Annotated in this window: 12 protein-coding genes; 10 read left to right on the top strand and 2 right to left on the bottom strand. The window is 66.4% G+C overall.

The features are described 5' to 3' along the window. Positions 1-103: 103 nt before the first annotated feature. From AC3A6F_RS10265 to AC3A6F_RS10230, 8 genes are all read left to right on the top strand, one after another. Positions 104-1,735 (top strand): alpha-D-glucose phosphate-specific phosphoglucomutase, encoded by a 1,632-nt coding sequence (locus AC3A6F_RS10265; RefSeq protein ID WP_487680320.1) that lies wholly within the window; start codon positions 104-106, stop codon positions 1,733-1,735. Positions 1,736-1,771: 36 nt separating this feature from the next. Further along, the gene (locus AC3A6F_RS10260) at positions 1,772-3,445 is read left to right on the top strand and encodes an alpha-amylase family glycosyl hydrolase (protein ID WP_487680318.1); all 1,674 of its coding nucleotides are present in this window, start codon (positions 1,772-1,774) and stop codon (positions 3,443-3,445) included. Positions 3,446-3,623: 178 nt separating this feature from the next. After that, on the top strand, positions 3,624-5,489 hold the full coding sequence (locus AC3A6F_RS10255) for a putative bifunctional diguanylate cyclase/phosphodiesterase (RefSeq protein ID WP_487680316.1): 1,866 nt from the start codon (positions 3,624-3,626) through the stop codon (positions 5,487-5,489). A gap of 80 nt (positions 5,490-5,569) precedes the next feature. Further along, positions 5,570-6,595, top strand: coding sequence for an alpha/beta fold hydrolase (locus tag AC3A6F_RS10250; protein ID WP_487680314.1), 1,026 nt, complete (start codon positions 5,570-5,572; stop codon positions 6,593-6,595). A gap of 234 nt (positions 6,596-6,829) precedes the next feature. Beyond that, on the top strand, positions 6,830-8,695 hold the full coding sequence (locus AC3A6F_RS10245; protein ID WP_487680312.1) for a glucokinase: 1,866 nt from the start codon (positions 6,830-6,832) through the stop codon (positions 8,693-8,695). 10 nt (positions 8,696-8,705) lie between these two features. Continuing rightward, positions 8,706-9,086 (top strand): VOC family protein, encoded by a 381-nt coding sequence (locus AC3A6F_RS10240; protein WP_487680310.1) that lies wholly within the window; start codon positions 8,706-8,708, stop codon positions 9,084-9,086. 71 nt (positions 9,087-9,157) lie between these two features. Further along, positions 9,158-10,282 carry a glycerophosphodiester phosphodiesterase gene (locus AC3A6F_RS10235; protein ID WP_487680308.1) on the top strand — a complete coding sequence of 375 codons (1,125 nt, stop codon included), beginning with the start codon at positions 9,158-9,160 and terminating at the stop codon, positions 10,280-10,282. Between the two features lie 199 nt (positions 10,283-10,481). Continuing rightward, positions 10,482-12,407, top strand: coding sequence for a sensor domain-containing diguanylate cyclase (locus AC3A6F_RS10230; protein ID WP_487680451.1), 1,926 nt, complete (start codon positions 10,482-10,484; stop codon positions 12,405-12,407). Between the two features lie 274 nt (positions 12,408-12,681). Here AC3A6F_RS10230 and AC3A6F_RS10225 read toward each other — a convergent pair whose 3' ends face one another. Together AC3A6F_RS10225 and AC3A6F_RS10220 are read right to left on the bottom strand one after the other, a co-directional pair. Then, entirely contained in the window at positions 12,682-15,399 is a 2,718-nt protein-coding gene (locus AC3A6F_RS10225) for an alpha-1,6-glucosidase domain-containing protein (RefSeq protein ID WP_487680306.1), read from the bottom strand. A 130-nt stretch (positions 15,400-15,529) separates the two neighbouring features. Continuing rightward, on the bottom strand, positions 15,530-17,110 hold the full coding sequence (locus AC3A6F_RS10220; RefSeq protein WP_487680304.1) for a POT-type proton-dependent oligopeptide transporter: 1,581 nt from the start codon (positions 17,108-17,110) through the stop codon (positions 15,530-15,532). Between the two features lie 257 nt (positions 17,111-17,367). On the opposite strand from AC3A6F_RS10220, the gene AC3A6F_RS10215 reads away from it, so the two are divergent. Beyond that, a complete protein-coding gene (locus tag AC3A6F_RS10215; protein ID WP_487680302.1) occupies positions 17,368-19,008 on the top strand; it encodes an alpha-glucosidase family protein in 1,641 nt (546 codons plus the stop codon). Next, positions 19,008-20,864: a glucokinase gene (locus AC3A6F_RS10210; protein ID WP_487680300.1), complete on the top strand. Its 1,857-nt coding sequence runs from the start codon at positions 19,008-19,010 to the stop codon at positions 20,862-20,864. The genes AC3A6F_RS10215 and AC3A6F_RS10210 overlap by 1 nt, the downstream gene beginning before the upstream one ends. The last annotated feature ends 20 nt before the right edge of the window (positions 20,865-20,884 follow it).

The raw sequence follows: 20,884 nt of genomic DNA, 5'->3' as shown, positions 1-20,884 counted from the left end.
TTTGCGGCTGTCGTATCGTAATGTTTTACTAACATATTCACCCGAGGCCGAGCCGGTCCCGGGTGCTTATGTGAGCGCAAACTTACCCAGACAGGAGCACAGCATGACCATCCAGACCGTCGCGACCACCCCGTTCACCGGGCAGCGTCCCGGCACCTCGGGCCTGCGCAAGAAGGTGTCCGAGTTCCAGCAGCCCGGCTACCTCGAGAACTTTGTCGAATCCATCTTCCTGACCCTGGGCGAGGGCAAGTGCCGACACCTGGTGGTGGGCGGTGACGGCCGCTATTTCAATCGCGAGGCGATCCAGACCATCCTGCGCATGGCCGCCGCGCATGGCGTCGAGAAGGTGCTGGTGGGCCGCGGCGGCATCCTGTCGACGCCGGCCGTGAGCTGCGTGATCCGCAAGCATGCCTGCTACGGCGGCATCGTGCTGTCGGCCAGCCATAATCCGGGCGGTCCCGAGGGCGACTTCGGCATCAAGTACAACATCGAGAACGGCGGCCCGGCGCCGGAAAAGATCACCGACGCCATCTACGGGCATACGACGTCGCTGACCGAATACCGCATCAGCGATGCGCCGGCCGTGGACCTCGACCGGCTGGGCAGCACCCGCATCGAGAACACGACGATCGAGGTGATCGATCCGGTGGCGGATTACGCCGAACTGATGGCGCGCCTGTTCGACTTCGACGCGATCCGCGCGCTGTTCGCGAGCGGCTTCCGGATGCGCTTCGATGCCATGCACGCGGTCTCGGGCCCCTACGCCAGGGCGGTGCTGGAAGACCTCCTCGGCGCGCCCGCCGGCACCGTGGTCAACGGCCAGCCGCTGGAAGATTTCGGCGGCGGCCATCCCGACCCGAACCCGGTCAATGCGGCCGACCTGATCGCGGCGATGGCGGCGCCGGATGCGCCCGATTTCGGCGCCGCCTCGGACGGCGACGGCGACCGCAATATGATCGTGGGCCGCGGCATCGCCGTCACCCCGTCGGACAGCCTGGCCATCATCGCCGCCAACGCCACCGTGGCGCCGGGCTACGCGGATGGCATCACCGGCATCGCACGCTCGATGCCCACCTCGCAAGCGGCCGACCGCGTGGCCGAGGCGCTCGGCATCTCCTGCTTCGAGACGCCCACCGGCTGGAAGTACTTCGGCAACCTGATGGACGCCAACCTCGCCACCCTGTGCGGCGAGGAGAGCTATGGCACCGGCTCCGTCCACATCCGCGAGAAGGATGGCCTGTGGGCGGTGCTGTTCTGGCTCAACCTGCTGGCCGTTCGCAAGCAGCCGGTCGGGGAGATCCTGCGCGCACACTGGGCCCGCTTCGGCCGCAACTATTACTCGCGCCACGACTACGAGGCGGTCGACGCGCAAGCGGCAGCCGCCATGATGGACGCGCTGCGCGCGCGCCTGCCCGAGCTGGCGGGCCAGACGCAGGGCGGCCACCACGTGGCGCAGGCCGACGACTTCGAATACGCCGACCCGGTCGACGGCTCGGTCGCAAGCCAGCAGGGCATCCGCATCATCATGAGCGACGGTTCGCGCATCGTGTTCCGCCTGTCCGGCACCGGCACCGAAGGCGCCACCGTCCGTCTCTACCTCGAACGCTACGAAGCCGATCCGGCGCGCCACGACCTGGACACCCAGCAAGCCTTGCAGGGCTTGATCGCCGTGGCCGAGAGCGTGTCGGGCCTGCGCCAACGCACCGGCCGCAACGAGCCCACCGTCATCACCTGATCATCTGATCAACTAACCCACCACACAGGAAACCGCATGAAACTACCCGTCCTTGCCGCCTCCATATTGCTCGCCTTCGGCGCCATGTCGTCTGCCAACGCGCAAATGAAAGCGCCAGCCGGAAAACCCTTCGTCTGGGAGAACGCGACCGTCTACTTCCTGCTGACGGACCGCTTCAACAACGGCAATCCGGCCAACGACAGGGCATATGGCCGCAAGGACGACGCGGCGACGATGCGCGGCTTCATGGGCGGCGACATCGCCGGCATCACGGCGAAGATCAAGGAAGGGTATTTCACCGACCTGGGCGTGAACGCGATCTGGTTCACGCCGGTCGTCGAGCAGATCCACGGCTCGACCGACGAGGGCACCGGCAAGAGCTATGGCTTCCATGGCTACTGGGCGAAGGACTTCACCGCGCTGGATGCGGCCTTCGGCACCGAGGCCGAACTGAAGGAGCTGGTCGACACGGCGCACGCGAAGGGCATCCGCATCGTGTTCGACGTGGTGATGAACCATACCGGCCCGGTGACGAAGCAGGATCCGGTGTGGCCGGCATCGTGGGTGCGCACCGGCCCGCAGTGCACCTACAAGGACGCGCGCACCACGATGGATTGCACGCTGGTGGCGAACCTGCCGGACTTCCTCACCGGCAGTAATGCCAACGTCGAGCTGCCGCCGCACCTGGCGGCGAAGTGGAAGAAGGAAGGGCGCTACGAGCGCGAAGTCAAGGAACTGGACGACTTCTTCAAGCGCACCGGCTATCCGCGCGCGCCGCGCTACTACCTGATGAAATGGCACGCCGACTGGGTCCGCAAGTACGGCATCGATGGCTTTCGCGCCGACACCGTCAAGCACACCGAGCCTGGCCTGTGGAAGGAACTCAAGCAGGAAGCGAGCATCGCCTTCGAAGACTGGAAGCGCGCCAATCCGAAGCAGCGCCTGGGCGACGACCGGTTCTGGATGGTGTCCGAGGTCTACAACTACGAGATCAAGCACGCGCGCAAGTTCGACCTGGGCGGCGGCGACTTCGTCGATTACCTCGACCAGGGCTTCGACAGCATGATCAGCTTCAGCCTGCGCAGCGACGCCAGGCAGCCCTATGAAAAAATCTTCTCGGATTACTCGAAGATCCTGCAAGGCGAGATGAAGGGCTATTCGGTCCTGAACTACATCAGCTCGCACGACGACAGCAGCCCCTTCGATCCGCTGCGCGAGCGCCCGTTCGAATCGGCCAACAAGCTGCTGCTGGCGCCGGGCGCCGCCCAGATCTACTACGGCGACGAGACCGCGCGCATCCTGCGCGTCGAAGGCGCCGAGGGCGACGCTACCCTGCGTTCGTTCATGAACTGGGACGAGCTGAAAACGAACGCCGAACGCGGCATGCACCGCGTGGCCGACATCCGCGCGCACTGGGCGCGCCTGGGCCGCTTCCGCGCCGCCCACCCGGCGGTCGGCGCCGGCGTGCACCAGATGATCAGCCATAGCCCTTACACCTTCAAGCGCACCTGGGAACGGAACGGGGTGAGCGACCGCGTGGTGGTGGCGCTCGACCTGCCGGGCGGCCAGCCGGCCACGATCCAGGTCGGCGGCGTATTCCATGACGGCGCCACCGTGCGCGACTGGTACACCGGCAAGACCGCCGTGGTCAAGGGCGGCAAGGTGCGCTTCGATACCGCCGCTCCGGTGGCGCTGATCGCCCAGGACTGAGAATCCACCCCATGCTTGTTGCATAAATCCTGCCGCGCGGAATTCCCGTCCGCGCGCCCGCTGTGTTCGTCGGAACACTGCTAAGCTGGCAACACAGTCAGCTTTACGGAACCGTGCGCCGACAGAGCGCACGGCCGTTGCGCGTCGATCCGACCTGGCGCGGTGAAGGGGAGCGAGCATGGGCAGCAATGCAAGAGCAAGAACGAGCTACCGCCAGGTGCAGGGCGCGCCGCGCCGGCTGGCGCCCGCAGGCGATGCGTATGCCGGCCCGCACCTGCCGGAAGACGGCGAGGTCGGCATGGCCGATTCTCCCGATCCGAAGCTCGACTACATCACGCGGCTGGCGGTGCAGGCCACCGGCGCCGACATCGGCGGCATCAGCCTGATGTTCAAGTCGCAGATCTGGCTGCCGTCGCATATCGGCATCCATGCCAGTTTTTTCCCGCGCTGCGGTTCCTTCTGCGAGCGCGCGGTGGAGGGCGGCGGCGACTGGTTCGAGGTCGAAGACGCCAGCCTCGATCCGCACTTCGCCGGCAATCCGCTGGTGACCGGGGCGCCGCATTACCGCCACTACGCCTCCGTGCCGTTGCGCGGCGAAAGCGAGCACCTGCTGGGCAACCTATGGGTGATGGGCACCGAGCCGCGCACGCTCGACGTGGCCCAGGCCGCGCAGTTGCGCCTGATGGCCCGCATCGTGGTCGACCTGCTCGAGCTGCGCTACTGCGATCCGGTCACCGGCATGTTCAACCGCGCGGTGTTCCTGCATCACCTGCAGCGCATGCTGGCGGACCACGACGGGCAGACAGTCACGGTCGGCCTGGTGGACCTGATCGGATTCCGCCAGGTGAACGACCTGTTCCGGCGCGAGACGGGCGACCGCATCCTGCGCCTGATGGGCAAGCGCCTCGAAGACTGGGTCGACGGCGCGCTGTTCGGCCATCTGGGCGCCGACCAGTTCGCGTTCGCGCTGCTGTCGCCGCCGCAGGATGAGCAATCGTGGATGCAGCGGCTATGCGCCGCCATCGACCAGCCGTTCGAGGTCGAGCCGGGCAATATGCATACGCTGCACGCGCGCATCGGCTTGCGGCGCCAGGCGCTGCCGTGCGAGGAAAACGCCGGCGGCCTGCTCGATACCGCGGACACCGCGGCATCCTCGGTCCGCCAGCACCAGGACGCGAGCGCCGTGCATGAGTACGACGCGGCGCTCATGGCGCGTGCGCGCCTGCGCTACGAGCTGCGCGAAGCGATCCGCGGCGCGCCGCGCTTCGGCCACCTGGAAGTGCATTACCAGCCGCAGGTCGACGTCGCCCGCGGCCGCCTGATCGGACTCGAGGCGCTGGTGCGCTGGCGCCATCCGGTGTATGGCCTGGTGGGACCGGCGATGTTCGTGCCGCAGGCCGAGAGCTCCGGCCGCATCTTCGAGCTCGACATGCATGTGCTCGACCTGGTCTGCCACGACCTGATGGCATGGCGCGCGCGGGGCCGCGACGTGCCACCGGTGGCGCTCAATTTTTCTCGCGCTTCGCTGATGCATGCCCAGATTTTCGCGCGCCTGGCCGACGTCCTCGAGGCCACCGACGTGCCCGGTGCGCTGCTCGAATTCGAGGTCACCGAAAGCCTGCTGCTGGATTCGCCGCAACTGCTGCACCAGCGCGTGTCGGCGCTGCGCGCGCTTGGGGTGCGGGTGGCGGTCGACGACTTCGGCACCGGCTATTCGAACCTCGACGCGCTCAACAGCTTCCCCTTCGATCGCCTCAAGGCCGACCGCCGTTTCGTGCACGGCGTGGCAAGCGACGCCCGCACCGCCGGCGTGTTCGCCCTGATCCAGGGCATCGCAGCGGTGTTCGACGCCGAGCTGCTGTGCGAGGGGCTGGAGGACGAGGCTGACCTGTCGTGGCTGGCCGAGCGCGGCGTGCACTGCGTGCAGGGCTGGTACTTCAGCCGCGCGCAGCCGGCGCCGGCGATCGAGCGGGTGCTGGAGCGCTTCCAGGAGGCGCAGGCGGCGCCGTTGTCGGTGCCGGAGATGCGCGCATTATTGGCCTGACGATGGCGTGAAAATCACGGTATCGAAGCGCCCGTAAACTGGGATAGACTGGGAGTTCCGTCAACTTTGCACAGATTGCCATGCCAGTCTTTACACGTATTGCCCGTGTTGTCGCGGGAATGAGCGTTGCCCTCGCGCTGCTGCCGGTCCACGCCTTCGCCCAGTCCCCCACGGAGCCGAGCTACGGTCCCGAGCTGGAAGAGTTCAAGTACCCCGAGCCGACGCAGCAATACCGCTTCAAGTCGCAGGGCGTCGACCTGCAGATGACCTATATGGACGTCAAGCCGGCCAAGCCGAATGGCCGCACCGTGGTGCTCATGCATGGCAAGAACTTCTGCGGCGCGACCTGGGACGGCACCACCAAGGCCCTGACACAGGCAGGCTACCGCGTCGTGGTGCCCGACCAGATCGGCTTCTGCAAGTCGACCAAGCCGCAGCATTACCAGTACAGCTTCCAGCAACTGGCCGACAACACCCGCAAGCTGCTCGAATCGATCGGCGTGAAGAAGGCGATCGTCATCGGCCACTCGACCGGCGGCATGCTGGCCACGCGCTATGCGCTGATGTATCCGGAAGCCACCGACCAGCTGGTGATGATCAACCCGATCGGCCTGGAAGACTGGAAGAACCTCGGCGTGCCGTCGCTGGGCGTGGACAAATGGTATGAGCGCGAGCTGAAAACCTCGGCCGAGCGCCTGCGCGAATACTCGCGCACCACCTACTACAACGGCCAGTGGAAGCCGGAGTACGAGGTGCCGGTGCAGATGCTGGTCGGTATGTACCGCGGCAAGGGCAAGGAAATCGTGGCCTGGAATTCGGCGCTGATCTACGACATGATCTATACGCAGCCGGTGGTCTACGAGTTCCCGCTGATTAAAGTGCCGACCTTCCTGCTGATGGGCCTGAAGGACACGACCGCGATCGGCAAGGACGCGGCGCCGGCCGAGATCCGTCCGAAGCTGGGCAACTACACGGTGCTGGCGCAGAAGACGAAGGAAGCGATTCCCGGCTCGAAGCTGGTGACCTTCCCGGACATGGGGCATGCGCCGCAGATGCAGGAGCCGGTGAAATTCCACAAGGCGCTGGTGGAAGGGCTGGTGCGCTGATCTTGATGGTGGTGGCTTCGTTTTAAGAACTTGGGTACCCGCCTCCGCGGGTACGACGTTTCGAAGGCGCGGGCCAGGAACCAGGCTGACGGCCCGCTACGCAAACACGTTGTACCATGTACGCAAGCACGTCGTACCCGCGAAGGCGGGTACCCAATTTAGCACGCCGACCCGCACCTCCCGCAGCACCCCAACCCCATTCTCTTGCAATTCGTTCAATGGTATCCTTACACGATGACCGTTGATCCATACACCAAACTGAAGCCCACGCGCGCCGCCTTTGCCGACGGTCCGCGCCTGCTGGCCGACATCGGCGCCACCCATGCGCGCTTCGGTCTCGAGACCGCGCCCGGGGTCCTCTCCCAGGTCACCGTGCTGCGCTGCGACGACTACGACGGCATCGTCCCGCTGCTGCACGCGTACCTGGCCGATCATCCGAACCAGCGCATCAGCCACGCGGCCTTCGCGCTGGCCAATCCGATCAGCGGCGATTTGATCCGCATGACCAATCGCGACTGGCAGTTCTCGACCGACGAGGTGCGCCGCGCGCTGGGCCTGTCGACGCTCCTGATCGTAAACGATTTCACCGCGCTGGCGATGGCGCTGCCCGGCTTCCAGCCGAAGGACCTGCTGCAGGTCGGCGGCGGACAGGCGCAGACGCATGCGGTGTCGGGCGTGCTCGGTCCCGGCACGGGCCTGGGCGTATCGGGCGTGATCCCGACCATCGACGGTTTCGTGACCCTGGGCAGCGAGGGCGGCCACGTCAACTTCGCGCCGAGCGACGAGCGCGAATTCGCGATCCTGCAATACGCCTGGCGCGAATGGAAGCACGTCTCGAACGAGCGCCTGATCTCCGGCCCCGGCATCGAACTGATCTACCGCGCGCTGGCGCAACGCAACGGCGTCGATGCGCCTGCGCGCAGCACCGCCGAGATCATGAGCGGCGCGCTGGACGCCGGCGACGCCCTGTGCCTGGAGGTGCTGGAAACCTTCGCCGGCATGCTGGGCAGCGCCGCCGCCAACCTGGCGGTGACCCTGGGCGCCTTCGGCGGCATCTTCATCGGCGGCGGCATCGTGCCGCGCATGGGCGAGTGGTTCGCCGGTTCGCCGTTCCGGGCCCGCTTCGAGGCCAAGGGGCGCTTTTCCGACTACATCGCACAGATCCCGACCTTCGTCATCATGACCCCGAACCCGGCCCTGTACGGCGTGTCGGCGATCCTGTCCGAACACCTGCGCGGACGCAGCGGCGCCAACACGCTGATGGACCGCGTGCAGCAGCTGCGCCACGAACTGTCGCCGGCCGAGCAGCGCGTGGCCAGCCTGGTGGTCGACCATCCGCGTAAGGTGCTGTCCGAACCGATCGCCGAGATCGCGCGCCTGGCGGACGTGAGCCAGCCAACCGTGATCCGCTTCTGCCGTTCGCTGGGCTTCCAGGGCCTGGCCGAATTCAAGCTCAAATTCGCCGGCAGCCTGACCGGCACCATCCCGGTGCGGCACAGCCAGGTGCGGGTCACCGACAGCACCCACGATTTGTCGGCCAAGGTGATCGACAACACGGTGTCGGCGATCCTGAAGTTCCGCGACGCGCTCGACGTGCATGCGATCGACCGCGCGATCGAGCTGCTGCGGCGCGCGCGCCGGGTCGAGTTCTACGCGATGGGCAATTCGCGCGCGGTGGCGCTGGACGGCCAGCACAAGTTCTTCCGCTTCCGTATCCCGGCCGCGCTGTACGGCGACTCGCACCTGCTCAACCTGGCCGCCGGCCTCTTGGGACCGGGCGACGTGGTGATCGCGATCTCCACCGGCGGCCAGCTGCCCGACCTGCTGGAGGCAGTCGACACCGCGCGCGCGCAAGGCGCCGACGTCATCGCCATCACCAGCAGCAAGTCGCCGCTGGCCAAGAAGGCCAGCGTCTGCCTGGCGGTCGACCACAGCGAGGACAGCACCACCTTCCTGTCGATGATCTCGCGCATCCTGCAGCTGCTTCTGATCGACATCATGTCGGTCGGGATCTCGCTGGGAGCCCAAGGGGAGGGCAGCCAGGGTAGCCAGAACGACATCGAACAGCGCCGGCTGCTGATTTCGCACCTGGACATCTAGAAGGACCCGCATGATTCATCACCTGTCGCTCGGCGTGCGGAATCTGCATGCCAGCGCGCGTTTCTACGACGGCATCCTTGGCGCGCTGGGTTTCCGGCGCGTGTTCGAGGACGACGAGGCGATCGGCTATGGTCTGGAAGACGATGAGGACATCCTGTGCCTGAAGCAGCGCGATGACGCCGCGGCGCCCGGTCCAGGGTTTCACCTCGCGTTCGCCGCGCCGACGCGAGCGGCCGTGGATACCTTCCATGCGGCCGGGATGCGTGCGGGCGGCGCGGATAACGGCGCTCCGGGACTGCGCCCCGACTACGGCCCGCATTACTACGCGGCTTTCCTGGTCGATCCTGACGGTCATCGGGTCGAAGCGGTAGTCAAAGGGCCGGTGGCCTGACGCCGAATGTCACACCGGTGTCACGGTCAACCCCGACAATGAAAGCCAAGCCTGATCACCGGAGGTGGCCCGTGTCGCATCCTGCCTGTTCACTTTCCTTGCGTGTCGCCGGCGCGGCATTCGTCGCGCTGCTGGCGGCCGGCTGCGCCAGCCACGACCTGAAGAACCCGGGCCCGTCCTGGCCCACCTCTCCCAGCGTCATCGCCCACCGCGGCGCCTCGGCCCTGCGGCCCGAGCACACGCTGGCCGCCTACCGCAAGGCGATCGAGGACGGCGCCGACAGCGTCGAGCCCGACCTGGTCGCAACGCGCGACGGCGTGCTGGTGGCGCGCCACGAGAACGAAATCTCGGGCACCACCAACGTCGCGGAGCTGGCGCAGTTCTCCGCGCGCAAGGCCAGCAAGACCATTGACGGCGCGGTGGTCAGCGGCTGGTTCACCGAAGACTTCACTCTCGTCGAACTCAAACAGCTGCGCGCCCGCGAGCGCATTCCCGCCAACCGGCCTGCCAACACGATGCACGATGATCGGCATGCGGTCCCGACCCTGCAGGAAATCATCGACCTGGTCGACAAGGAAAGCCGCGCGCGCAACAAGACCATCGGCCTGGTCCCGGAGCTGAAGCACCCGAGCTATTTCAAGTCGATCGGTCTGCCGCTCGAGCGGCGCCTGGTGGACGTGCTGGCGGCCAACGGCTACCGCGGCCGCGATGCGGCCGTGTTCATCCAGTCTTTCGAAACCGGCAACCTGAAGGAGCTGCGCGCGATGGCCGGCTACCGCCTGGTCCAGCTGGTCGGTCCGAGCGGCGCGCCCCACGATGCGATCGAAGCCGGCAGCGGCCTGACCTATGCCGACATGATCACGCCGGAAGGACTGCGCGCGATCGCGCGCTATGCCGACGTGGTGGCGCCGTACAAGACCATCGTCATCCCGCGTGACGCCGCCGGAGAACTGGGAGCGGCGACGCGCTTCGTCCAGGATGCGCGCGGCGCCGGGCTGGCGGTTCATGTGTGGACCATGCGGCCCGAGAATCCCTTCCTGCCAACTGGCATGCGCTTCCCGCCCGCAGACTCGCCCAGCCAGCGCGGCGATGCGGCGGGCGAGATTCGCGCCTACCTGGAAGCCGGCGTGGACGCGATTTTCACCGACGATCCGGCGACCGGACGGACTGCCATTGATTCCGTACGGAAACATTAATTCTTGCTGCCCTGGCTCCAGGACGATGTATCGTATTGACGACCGCTGGGGCCCACGCGTAAAAGCGTCTACGCCACGCAACGCTCACGGCGGAAACAGTAGTTTCCAGTAGGAACCCCATGTAAGATTCGGCCGTGGACGCCCCCATCCCCGGCGTTCCGTCATCGTCCCGGCCTCGACCCGCCGTCCCTGAACCGGTATTTGGAAGAGCACCATCATCGTCACCTACGCACACAACGAACAGGCCCGCCTCGCAGCGCTGGCCGCGCTTCAAATCCTCGACACGCCCGCGGAAACGCGCTTCGACCGGTACACCCGGCTCGCCGCGATGACCTTCGGCGTGCCGATCGCGCTGGTGTCGCTGGTCGATGCCGGGCGCCAGTGGTTCAAGTCGCGCGCCGGGCTTGAAGTGCAGGAGACGCCGCGCTCGATCTCGTTCTGCAGCCATGCGGTGCAGGCGAGCGAGATGCTGGTGGTAGAGGACGCGGCGCACGATCCGCGCTTCGCCGTCAATCCGCTGGTGACGGGCGCGCCGCACATCCGCTTCTATGCCGGCCAGCCGGTCTACAGCGATGGCCAGGCGGTGGGCACCCTGTGCATCATCGATAGCGCGCCGCGCAGCTTCAGCATCGAGGAGCGCCAGGTGCTGAAGGACCTGGCCGGGTTGGTCGAAACCGAACTGAATCACATGAAGGCGGTGATGGCGCGCATGCTCGCCGAGCAGGCGCTCAAGTCGCTCAATACCGAACTCGAAGCCCGCATCGCAGCCCGCACCGCCGAGCTGGAAGAGCGCGTGGCCGAGTCCATGCGCATCCGCCAGCAGCTGGAAGAAAAGCAGGAGCTGCTGGACGCGGTGCTGGAATCGATCGACGTCGGCGTGGTCGCTTGCGATGCGATCGGCAACCTGACGCTGTTCAACCGCACCGCGCGCGACTTCCATGGCCTCGACCTGAAGGCGGTGGCGCCAAGCGAATGGTCGCAGTACTACTCGCTGTACCACGCCGACGGCCGCACGCCGATGGCGATGGACGAGGTGCCGCTGGTGCGCGCGCTCAAGGGCGAGGTGGTGCGCGACGGCGCGATGGTGATCGCACCGAACAAACGCCTTCCCTATACGCTGATGTCCAGCGGCCGGCCGCTGCGCAATGCCCAGGGCAAGACCCTCGGCGCGGTGGTGGCGATGAAGGACATCACCGAACTGAAGGCCTCCAAGGACCGGCTGGTCGAGAGCGAGGAACGCTTGCGCACGATCACCGACAACCTGCCGGTGCTGATCGCGCATCTCGACCACGACCATCGTTATGTGTTCGCCAACGCGGTGCACCAGTCCTGGCTGGGCAAGGCGCCCGAGCAGGTGGCTGGCCAGACCATGGTCGAGGCCTTCGGCGAAGAATACTGGTCGCAGCAGCAGGAAGCCCTGAAGGATGCCTGGGAAGGCAAGGCCTCGCAGTGCGAGCATGACATCGTGCGCAAGAAGCACATCCGCATCGTGCACTCGACCTTCCTGCCGCACCTGCGCGACGGCCAGGTGGTCGGCGTCTACATCCTGACCACCGACGCCACCGCAGCGCGCATGCATGAGCGTAACCTGCACGCGCTGGCCCACACCGACGCGCTGACCGGCATTCCGAACCGGCGCCAGTTCGAGCTGGCGCTGCAGGCGGCGGTGCAGCGCGCGCCGCAGCGCGAGCGCGCCTTCGCCCTGCTGTACCTGGACATCGACCACTTCAAGCAGATCAACGACAGCCACGGCCACGCGGTGGGCGACATGGTGCTGGTGGAGTTCGCGCGCCGCGTGCGCAAGGTGGTGCGCAGCTCCGACCTGGTGGCGCGCCTGGCCGGCGACGAATTCACCGTGCTGCTCGACGAAGTCGGCTCGCCGCGCGACGTCGAGTTGGTGGCCAAGAAGATCATGCAGGCGATGGAAGCGCCGTTCGTGGTCGGCAGCCAGGCGATTCCCGTGGGCGTCACCATCGGCGTCGGCCTGGCCGACGCGCCGGACGTCACGGCGCAGGCAATCAGCGAGCTGGCCGACGGCGCGCTGTACGAGGCCAAGGGCATGGGCCGCAATACCTTTGCCATCGCAAGGCTGGCCGACGCGCTGGCGCTCGACGCCGCGGCCTGACCGAGTCTAAAAACCGGGGTCATAAAAACCGGGGTCAGGTCTGACATTCGGACACGAACTCAGCCTTTGCGAAGCTTGTTACAGTTCTCGAAAAGCGCAGGATCACCTAATTGGTGCCTAGTGATTGTCGAGGTCGTGTCTGAATGTCAGACCTGACCCCCGGTGTTGTGTGTCTGAATGTCAGACCTGACCCCCGGTGTTGTGACCCCCGGTGTTGGTTGCCGATAACAATCACCGCGTTGGCGGCGAAGCCGGCTGCGCGCCCCGGCCAACGCTACTCCACAAACACCACCGCGGTACGCGCCGGCACCGTGAAGGTGCCTCGCGCGCTGTCGAAGCGCGCCTCTTGCGCGCGCTGGTCCGCCGCGCCGGCCGCGGTATGCACCGGATGCAGGCGCAGCTTCTTGCCGCGCAGGAGCGTGGCGTCGATGGTGTGCGCCTTCTTGTCCACGTTCACCAGGTAGCCCAGGCCGGCGAAGTTCGCGCCGGGATAGCCCTGGCCGTCGATCCAGGCCGCCAGCACGGTCGGCACCTGCTCCGGGCCGGTGTTGAAGAAACGCAGACGGGCATTGATGTCCTCGGTGCTGCGCAGGCGCAGCAGCGTGGAGCTGGAGCGGATCTGCAGCAAGTCGCGGAAGGCGTCGCGCGCGAATGCGATGTCGGCGGGCGCCGGCTTGAGCGCGGCATTGGCCAGCAGCGGCTTGAACAGCGGCCAGTCCTTGGCATTGTCTGCGGCCGGCGGCAGGCCGGTGCCGAAGAAGTTGTCCTGGTAGGTCCAGTCCAGACGGTTGAACCAGTCGCCCGAATTGAAGCTGTTGCGGTCCAGGGACTTCGAGCGCAGCACGTCGATGCCGGCGTGGTAATAGGCCACGCCCTGGCTGAAGGCATTGATCGCCATGCCCAGCACCTGCACCCGCGCACGCTCGGCAGCGCTGGTCGCCACCGGCAGCTTGAGCGCGTTGATGTCGTACAGGGTCTGGTTGTCGTGGTTCTCGACGTAGTTCACCGCCTCGGCGGGCTGGCTCGCATAGCCGGCCGGCTGGTTGCCGCCGTAGACGATGTCCTGCAGCTGGCGCACCTTGCCGTCGAAGGTCTGTACGGAAAAGCTGCGCACCGAGCCGGCCAGGCCGACGCGGATCAGGTCGGCCGCGCGCAACAGGTCTGCGGGTTTGGCCGCGCCGCCGAGCGCGTTCGGGTCGTACGCCAGGCCATTGATATAGCCTTGCTGGCGGATGACGATCTCGCCCGAGTCGCCCGGCGAGCCGCCGCGCACGGCGTCGCGCGCGCGGTCGCTGAAGGTGCCGATGCCGGTGCCGTTCAGGGACAGCTGCGAGGCCTGCACGAAGCGCGCGCCATCGGCCACCTCGCCGAAGTTCCAGCCTTCGCCGATCAGCTGCACATGGCGGCCGGCGGCCTCGTTCACGTCCTTCTGCAGGCGTTCCATCGCCGCGCGCGGCTGGTGGCCCATCAGGTCGAAGCGGTAGGAGTCGATCTTGTAGTGGCGGGTCCACAGTACCGACGAGTCGATCATCAGCTTGGCCATCATCGTGTTCTCGGTGGCCGTGTTGAAGCAGCAGGTCGAGGTCTCGATGCCGCCTTTCTCATCCAGGCGGTGGTAGTAGCCCGGCACCACGCGGTCGAGGATCGATTTCTCTTCTTGCCCGGCGATGAAGGTGTGGTTGTAGACCACGTCGGTACCGACGCGCAGGCCTGCCTTGTGCAGGTTCATCACCATCTCGCGGAACTCGACGATGCGGCGCGCGCCATCCTGCGGGTCGCTGGCATAGCTGCCCTCGACCGCATTGAAGTGCTGCGGGTCGTAGCCCCAGTTGAAGCAGTCGGTATGCGCGGTCTTGCCGATCAGGGCCTGCTGGCTTTCGCCGTCCGGCGCGCCGGACGGTTGCGGCTGTGCGCAAGCCACTTCCGGGATGCTGCCGATGTCGTACACCGGCAGCAGGTGCACGTCGGTCAGGCCGGCTTTGGCCAGCGCGCGCAGGTGCTTCATGCCATTCGAGTTCGTCTCGGAGAAGGCGGTGTACTTGCCGCGCTTGGGCGCGGGCACGGTCGCGTCGATCAGCGAGAAGTCGCGCACGTGCAGCTCGTAGATGACCATGTCGGTCTGGGCCTGCACCGTGGCTGGCGGACGGGTGTCGTCCCAGCCGCGCGGCTTGAGGTTCGGCGCATCGAGGTCGGCGATGTAGCTGCGCTTCGAATCCGCGTTCAGGCTGACCGAATACGGATCGGTGACCAGGTTGCGCACCAGGCCGGCGCCGGGCACGACGACGTCGACCGCATATTTGTAATAGGTGCCCGACAGGTCGCGCGGCAGGCTGGCCGACCAGGCGCCGGTCTTGTCGTCGAGCGTCATCGCGTGCACGGCGTTCGCCTTGGCCGTCGGGCCGTCATAGGTGCAGACCGCCACCTGGCGCGCGGTCGGCGCCCACAGCTTGAAACCGGTCTTCTTCGCAGTCGGCGTGGCCCCGAGATCGGGGATGGCTTCGGCGGCGGCATACAGTTCGTCGAGCGCGCCGGCCGACTGGATGCGGGTGGCGGCGACCACCATGCCGCGCGCGTCTTCCTGCACCAGCACCAGCTGTTCGCGGTGCAGGGCCGGCAGACGCGCGAGATCGGCGTCCGCCACGCGCAGGGTTGGGCCGGTCGCGACCCATTTGAAGCGCTCGGCCGCGGCTTGCGGGACGGCGGTGGTAGAGATGTCGAGCTTGATCGAGCCGGTGGCGCCGGTCACCTTGGCGCCTGGCTTGGCATTGACCGATGCGGCAGGGGAGTGGTACAGGCGATAGGCGCCGTCAGCGGCGGCGCCCGGCCAGCGCACCAGGCGCTTGTCGAGCCAGACGGCGCGCGCATCGACTTGTTCGCCATTGGCTTGCAGGACTTCCTGGAAGCCGGCGCTGTCGCAAGTTGCGAGGGGAACCGCGGCGTAGGCGGACGTCGAGAGTGAAGCCGCCACGAGGGCGAGATGCAGTTTGCTCATGTAGGGTGGACGGCTCCGCCGTCCACGCGTTCAAGCGGCCGGAAGAATACCGCCATGATTGGCAGTTGATAGGGATGTTGAACGCGTGGACGGCAAAGCCGTCCACCCCACGTTCAGTGCAGCAATGCGCTCAGGCCGCGTTGCCGCGATAATGATCGACCATCTTGTAGCGCGTCGCATACCAGCCGAATGCCAGCGCCGACAGTAGCGCGAAGCCGGCGAAGAAATACATCTGCGCGGCCATCACGCCCATGCCGGTGCCTTCGATATAGCCCACCACCGACTCGTTCTTGACGCTCGCGTTCACGATCAGCACCCACAGGTTACCCACCGTGACGGCCAGGTACCACAGGGCCATGATCACGCCCTTCATCGAGGCCGGGGCCTGGCTGTAGGCGAACTCGAGGCCGGTCGCCGAGACCAGCACCTCGCCCAGGGTCAGCAGCGCATATGGCGCGATCTGCCAGGCGATCGAGACAGCGTCGCCAGCGTCGAGTGCGACCTGCAGGTTGCCGACCACGATCCAGGCCGCGGCCGACAGCACGATGCCTGCGGTCATGCGGCGCAGCGGCGACGGTTCGATGCCGAACTTGCGCAGCATCGGGAACAGGAGCAGGTTATTCACCGGGATCAGGATCATCACCAGCAGCGGGTTCAGGGCCTGCATCTGGGCCGGGATGACGTCGAAGCTCCAGCCGAGGAAGCTCACCTGCGTGGTCATGGCGTTGGCCTGCACGATCCAGGTCGAGGCCTTCTGGTCGAACAGCGACCAGAACGGCGTCACCAGCGCGAACACGATCAGGATGCGCAGCACGGCGCGCACGCCGTCCACCGCCTCTTGCGGATGCAGGCCGCGCGCGCGGTCCAGCTGCATCGAGGCGCCGATGCCGCCGAAGGCCATCAGCAGCACCAGCGCGGTACAGGCGCCGATCACGAAGCCCCATTGCACCGACATCGCCAGCGAGACCACGGCGCCCGCGGCGCCGATCAGGGCCACGTTCAGGCCCGGGCGGCCCTGGCCGGGCGCCTTTGCCAGCAGGGCAGTCCTGGCCACCTGCATGAAGGAGTGCGGATTCGGCGGCGAGGGCGGCACGTGCACGTATTTCTTCTTGCCGCTCCAGAACACCATGGTGGCGATGAACATCAGGATGCCGGGCACGCCGAAGGCCCAGGCCGGACCGTAGTCGCGCAGCAGCAGCGGCATCAGCAGCGAAGCGAAGAACGAGCCGAAGTTGATGATCCAGTAGAAGGCGTCGAACACGACCTTCGCCTTGTCCTTGTTGGTCTGGTCGAACTGGTCGCCGACGAAGGAGGCCACCAGCGGCTTGATGCCGCCGGAGCCGAGCGCGATCAGGAACAGGCCGAAGTAGAAGCCGTTGACGTTGTCCTCGAAGATGGCGAGGCAAGCGTGGCCCGCGCAGTACACGAGGCTGAGCCAGAACACCGTGTTGTATTTGCCGAAGTAGCGGTCGGCCAGCCAGCCGCCCAGCAGCGGGAAGAAGTACACGCCGATGACGAAGGTGTGGAACACGTGCTTGGCTTCGCCGGTGCGCATGTCTTCCGGCAGGAACATCAGGAGCGTCGTGATCAGGAAGGGCGTCAGGATGTTGCGCATCCCGTAAAAGCTGAAACGCTCGCAGCCTTCGTTGGCAATAATGTAGGGAATCTGCCGCGGCATTCGCCCGGAACCTGGTTTTGCTAGATCAGTCATCGACCGCTTCCTTGAAATGTCAAACAGACGCGATGCTATGACGAGCGCGTATCTCTTTGCAATAAAAATATTGTTGTGAAACAAACGAGAAACATATCGACGTAGTTTAGTTACGAAGGCGATGCTGCTGGAAACGTTTTCGCTCTTTCAAGCCATTGAATCATAAGGATAAATCGTGAATTTTCGGAAAATTTCCGGAATTGTCAAGTTTTGTTGCGTCCTGTATATTGCCTAGAATTCCAAACCAGAGACCAGCCATGACCCAGATCTCGACCACGACGAATCCGAACTGGTGGCGCGACGCCATCATCTACCAGGTTTATCCGCGCAGCTTCCTCGATACCAACGGCGATGGCATCGGCGACCTGGCCGGCATCACCGAAAAGCTCAACTATATCGCGAGCCTGGGCGTGGACATCGTCTGGTTGTCGCCGTTCTTCAAGTCGCCGATGCGCGACTTCGGCTACGACATCGCCGATTACTGCGACGTCGACCCGATGTTCGGCACCCTGGCCGACTTCGACCGCCTGGTGGCCAAGGCCCACGGCCTGGGCCTGAAGATCATGATCGACCAGGTGATGTCGCACACCGCCGACACCCACCCCTGGTTCGCCGAGAGCCGTTCCAGCCGCGACAATCCGAAATCGGACTGGTATGTCTGGGCCGATCCGCTCCCGGACGGCAACCCGCCCAATAACTGGCTGTCGGTGTTCGGCGGCTCGGCCTGGCAGTGGGATACCCGCCGCAAGCAGTACTATATGCACAACTTCCTGGTGAGCCAGCCGCAGCTGAACTTCCATAACCCGGACGTGCAGAAGGCGCACCTGGCGGCCCAGCGCTTCTGGCTCGAGCGCGGTGTGGACGGCGTGCGCATGGACGCCTGCGTGTTCCACTTCCACGACCGCCAGCTGCGCAGCAATCCGCCGGCGCTGGTGCGCGACACCTCGACCGTGACGGACGTGAACCCGTACGGCATGCAGGCCCACATCTACGACAAGACCCAGCCCGAGAACATCGCCTTCATGGAAAAGCTGCGCGCCCAGCTGGACGAATTCGGCGCGGTCTCGATCGGCGAGATCAGCTCGGACGATGCGCTGGCCCAGATGAACGAGTACATGGCGGGCGGGAACAAGCTGCATATGGCCTACAGCTTCAATTTCCTGACGCCGGTGTTCACGGCCGCGCATATCCGCGCGCAAGTGGAAGACTTCGAGCGCCGCGTCGAGGAAGGCTGGGCCTCCTGGTCGGTGGGCAACCACGACGCGATCCGCGTGATGACGCGCTGGGGCGGCCCGCAAGCGACCGCCGGTTTCGCCAAGCTGGTGCTGGCGATGCAGCTTTCGCTCAAGGGCACGCCCTGCCTGTACCAGGGCGACGAGCTGGCGTTGCACGAAGCTGACGTTCCGTTCGAACTGCTGCAAGACCCGTACGGCATCACCTTCTGGCCCGAGTTCAAGGGCCGCGACGGCTGCCGCACCCCGATGCCGTGGCAGGCCGGCGCGCCGCACGCCGGCTTCACCGCGGGCACGCCGTGGCTGCCGGTCGAGCCGTCGCATGCCGCCGCCGCGGTCGACCTGCAGGACAAGGACCCCGATTCGATGCTGAACTTCCAGCGCCGCTTCATCGCCCTGCGCCGCACCATGCCGCAGCTGACGCGCGGCGAGATCGCCTTCATCGACGCGCCGGAGCCGGTGCTGGCCCTGCGCCGCGACCTCGCGGGCGAGCGCAGCGTGCTGGCGGCCTTCAACCTGTCGAACGAGGAAGTGACGTTCGACTGGCCGGCCACCGAAGGCGCCGATCACATGGTTGTCGACGGCCTGGCCGGCGCAGCCCGGCGCGGCCGCGTGACCCTGCCGCCGTACGGCGCCTGGTTCGGCCTGGTCCGCGCGGAGGGATGATGGCGGTCCAGCGGGAGCACGAGCCGGAAAAGTTCGCGCGCACGGCGTTCGCCGACGGACCGCGCCTGCTGGCCGACATCGGGGCGACCCATGCGCGCTTCGCGCTGCAGACTGCGCCGGGCGTGTTCCGCTCGGTCCAGGTGCTGCGCTGCGATGACTTCGAGGGCATCGTCCCGCTGCTGCGCCACTACCTGGCAGACCATGAGGACGTCCGGCTGAACCACGGCGCGTTCGCGGTCGCCAACCCGATCAACGGCGACTACGTGCGCATGACCAACCGCGCCTGGGAGTTCTCCACCGACGCGGTGCGGCGCGAGCTGGGCCTGTCGACCCTCCTGATCGTCAACGATTTCACTGCGCTCGCCACCGCGCTGCCGGGTTTCGCCAGGGAAGACCTGATGCAGGTGGGGCCGGGCACGCCCGTGCCGGGCGCCGTCATCGGCGTGCTGGGGCCGGGCACGGGCCTGGGCGTATCTGGCGGTATCCCGACCGCGGACGGTTTCGTCACCCTGGGCAGCGAGGGCGGCCACGTCAACTTCGCGCCGGCCGACGAGCGCGAGTTCGCCATCCTGCAATACGCCTGGCGCGAATGGCCGCACGTGTCGAACGAGCGCCTGATCTCGGGCCCCGGCATGGAAGTCATCTACCGCGCGCTGGCCGACCGCAACGGCATCGACGCCACGGCGCGCAGCGCGGCCGCGATCGTGTCGGGCGCGCTGGAGGCTCACGATCCGCTGTGCCTGGAAACGCTCGAATGTTTCTGCGGCATGCTGGGCGGCGCCGCCGCCAACCTGGCGGTGACGCTGGGCGCCTTCGGCGGCATTTTCATCGGCGGTGGCATCGTGCCGCGCCTTGGCGAGTGGTTCGCGCGCTCGGCATTCCGCACACGGTTCGAGGCCAAGGGGCGTTTTTCGGACTACCTGGCGGACATCCCGACCTATGTGATCACCACGCCGAATCCCGCCTTCCACGGCGTGGCGACCATCCTGGCCGAGCACCTGCGCGGCCGCAGCGGCGCCAACACGCTGATGGAACGCATCGGGCAACTGCGCGAAGAACTGTCGCCGGCCGAGGCGCGCGTGGCCACGCTCGTGCTCGAGCATCCGCGCACGGTGCTGAACGAACCGATCGCCGAGATCGCGCGCCTGGCCGACGTGAGCCAGCCGACCGTGATCCGCTTCTGCCGCTCGCTGGGCTTCCAGGGCCTGGCCGAATTCAAGCTCAAGTTCGCGAGCAGCCTGACCGGCGCGATCCCCGTGCGCCACAGCCAGGTGCGCATGAGCGACAGCACCCACGATCTGTCGGCCAAGGTGATCGACAACACGGTCTCCGCCATCCTGCGCTTCAGGGACCAGCTCGACGTGCGTTCGCTTGACCGCGCGATCGAACTGCTGAGCCGCGCGCGGCGCGTCGAGTTCTACGCGCTCGGTAACTCGCGCGCGGTGGCGCTGGACGGCCAGCACAAATTCTTCCGTTTCAGGATTCCGACCGCGCTGTATGGCGACGCCCACCTGTTCACGCTGGCCGCGGGCTTGCTGGGGCCGGGCGACGTCGTGATCGCGGTATCGAATTCGGGTGGCTTGCCGGAGCTATTGCAGGCGGTGGACATTGCACGCGCCGCCGGCGCCGACGTGATCGCCATCAGCAACAGCCAGTCGCCGCTGGCGCGCAAGGCCAGCGTGTGCCTGGCGGTCGATCACAGCGAGGACAGCACCAGCTTCCTGTCGATGATCTCGCGCATCCTGCAGCTGCTGCTGATCGACATCATGGCGGTGGGGATTTCGGTCGATGGCCAGCATGGGCCGGAGGCAGGGAAGGATCCGCGCCGTCTGCTGATCTCGCATCTGGATAGTTAGGGCGGGTCGATCGCGGTAGG

The organism is Massilia sp. Soil_C_3, from assembly GCF_057657035.1.
The sequence above is the reverse complement of the archived record's forward strand: the minus strand, read 5'-3'. Positions and strand labels throughout refer to the sequence as shown.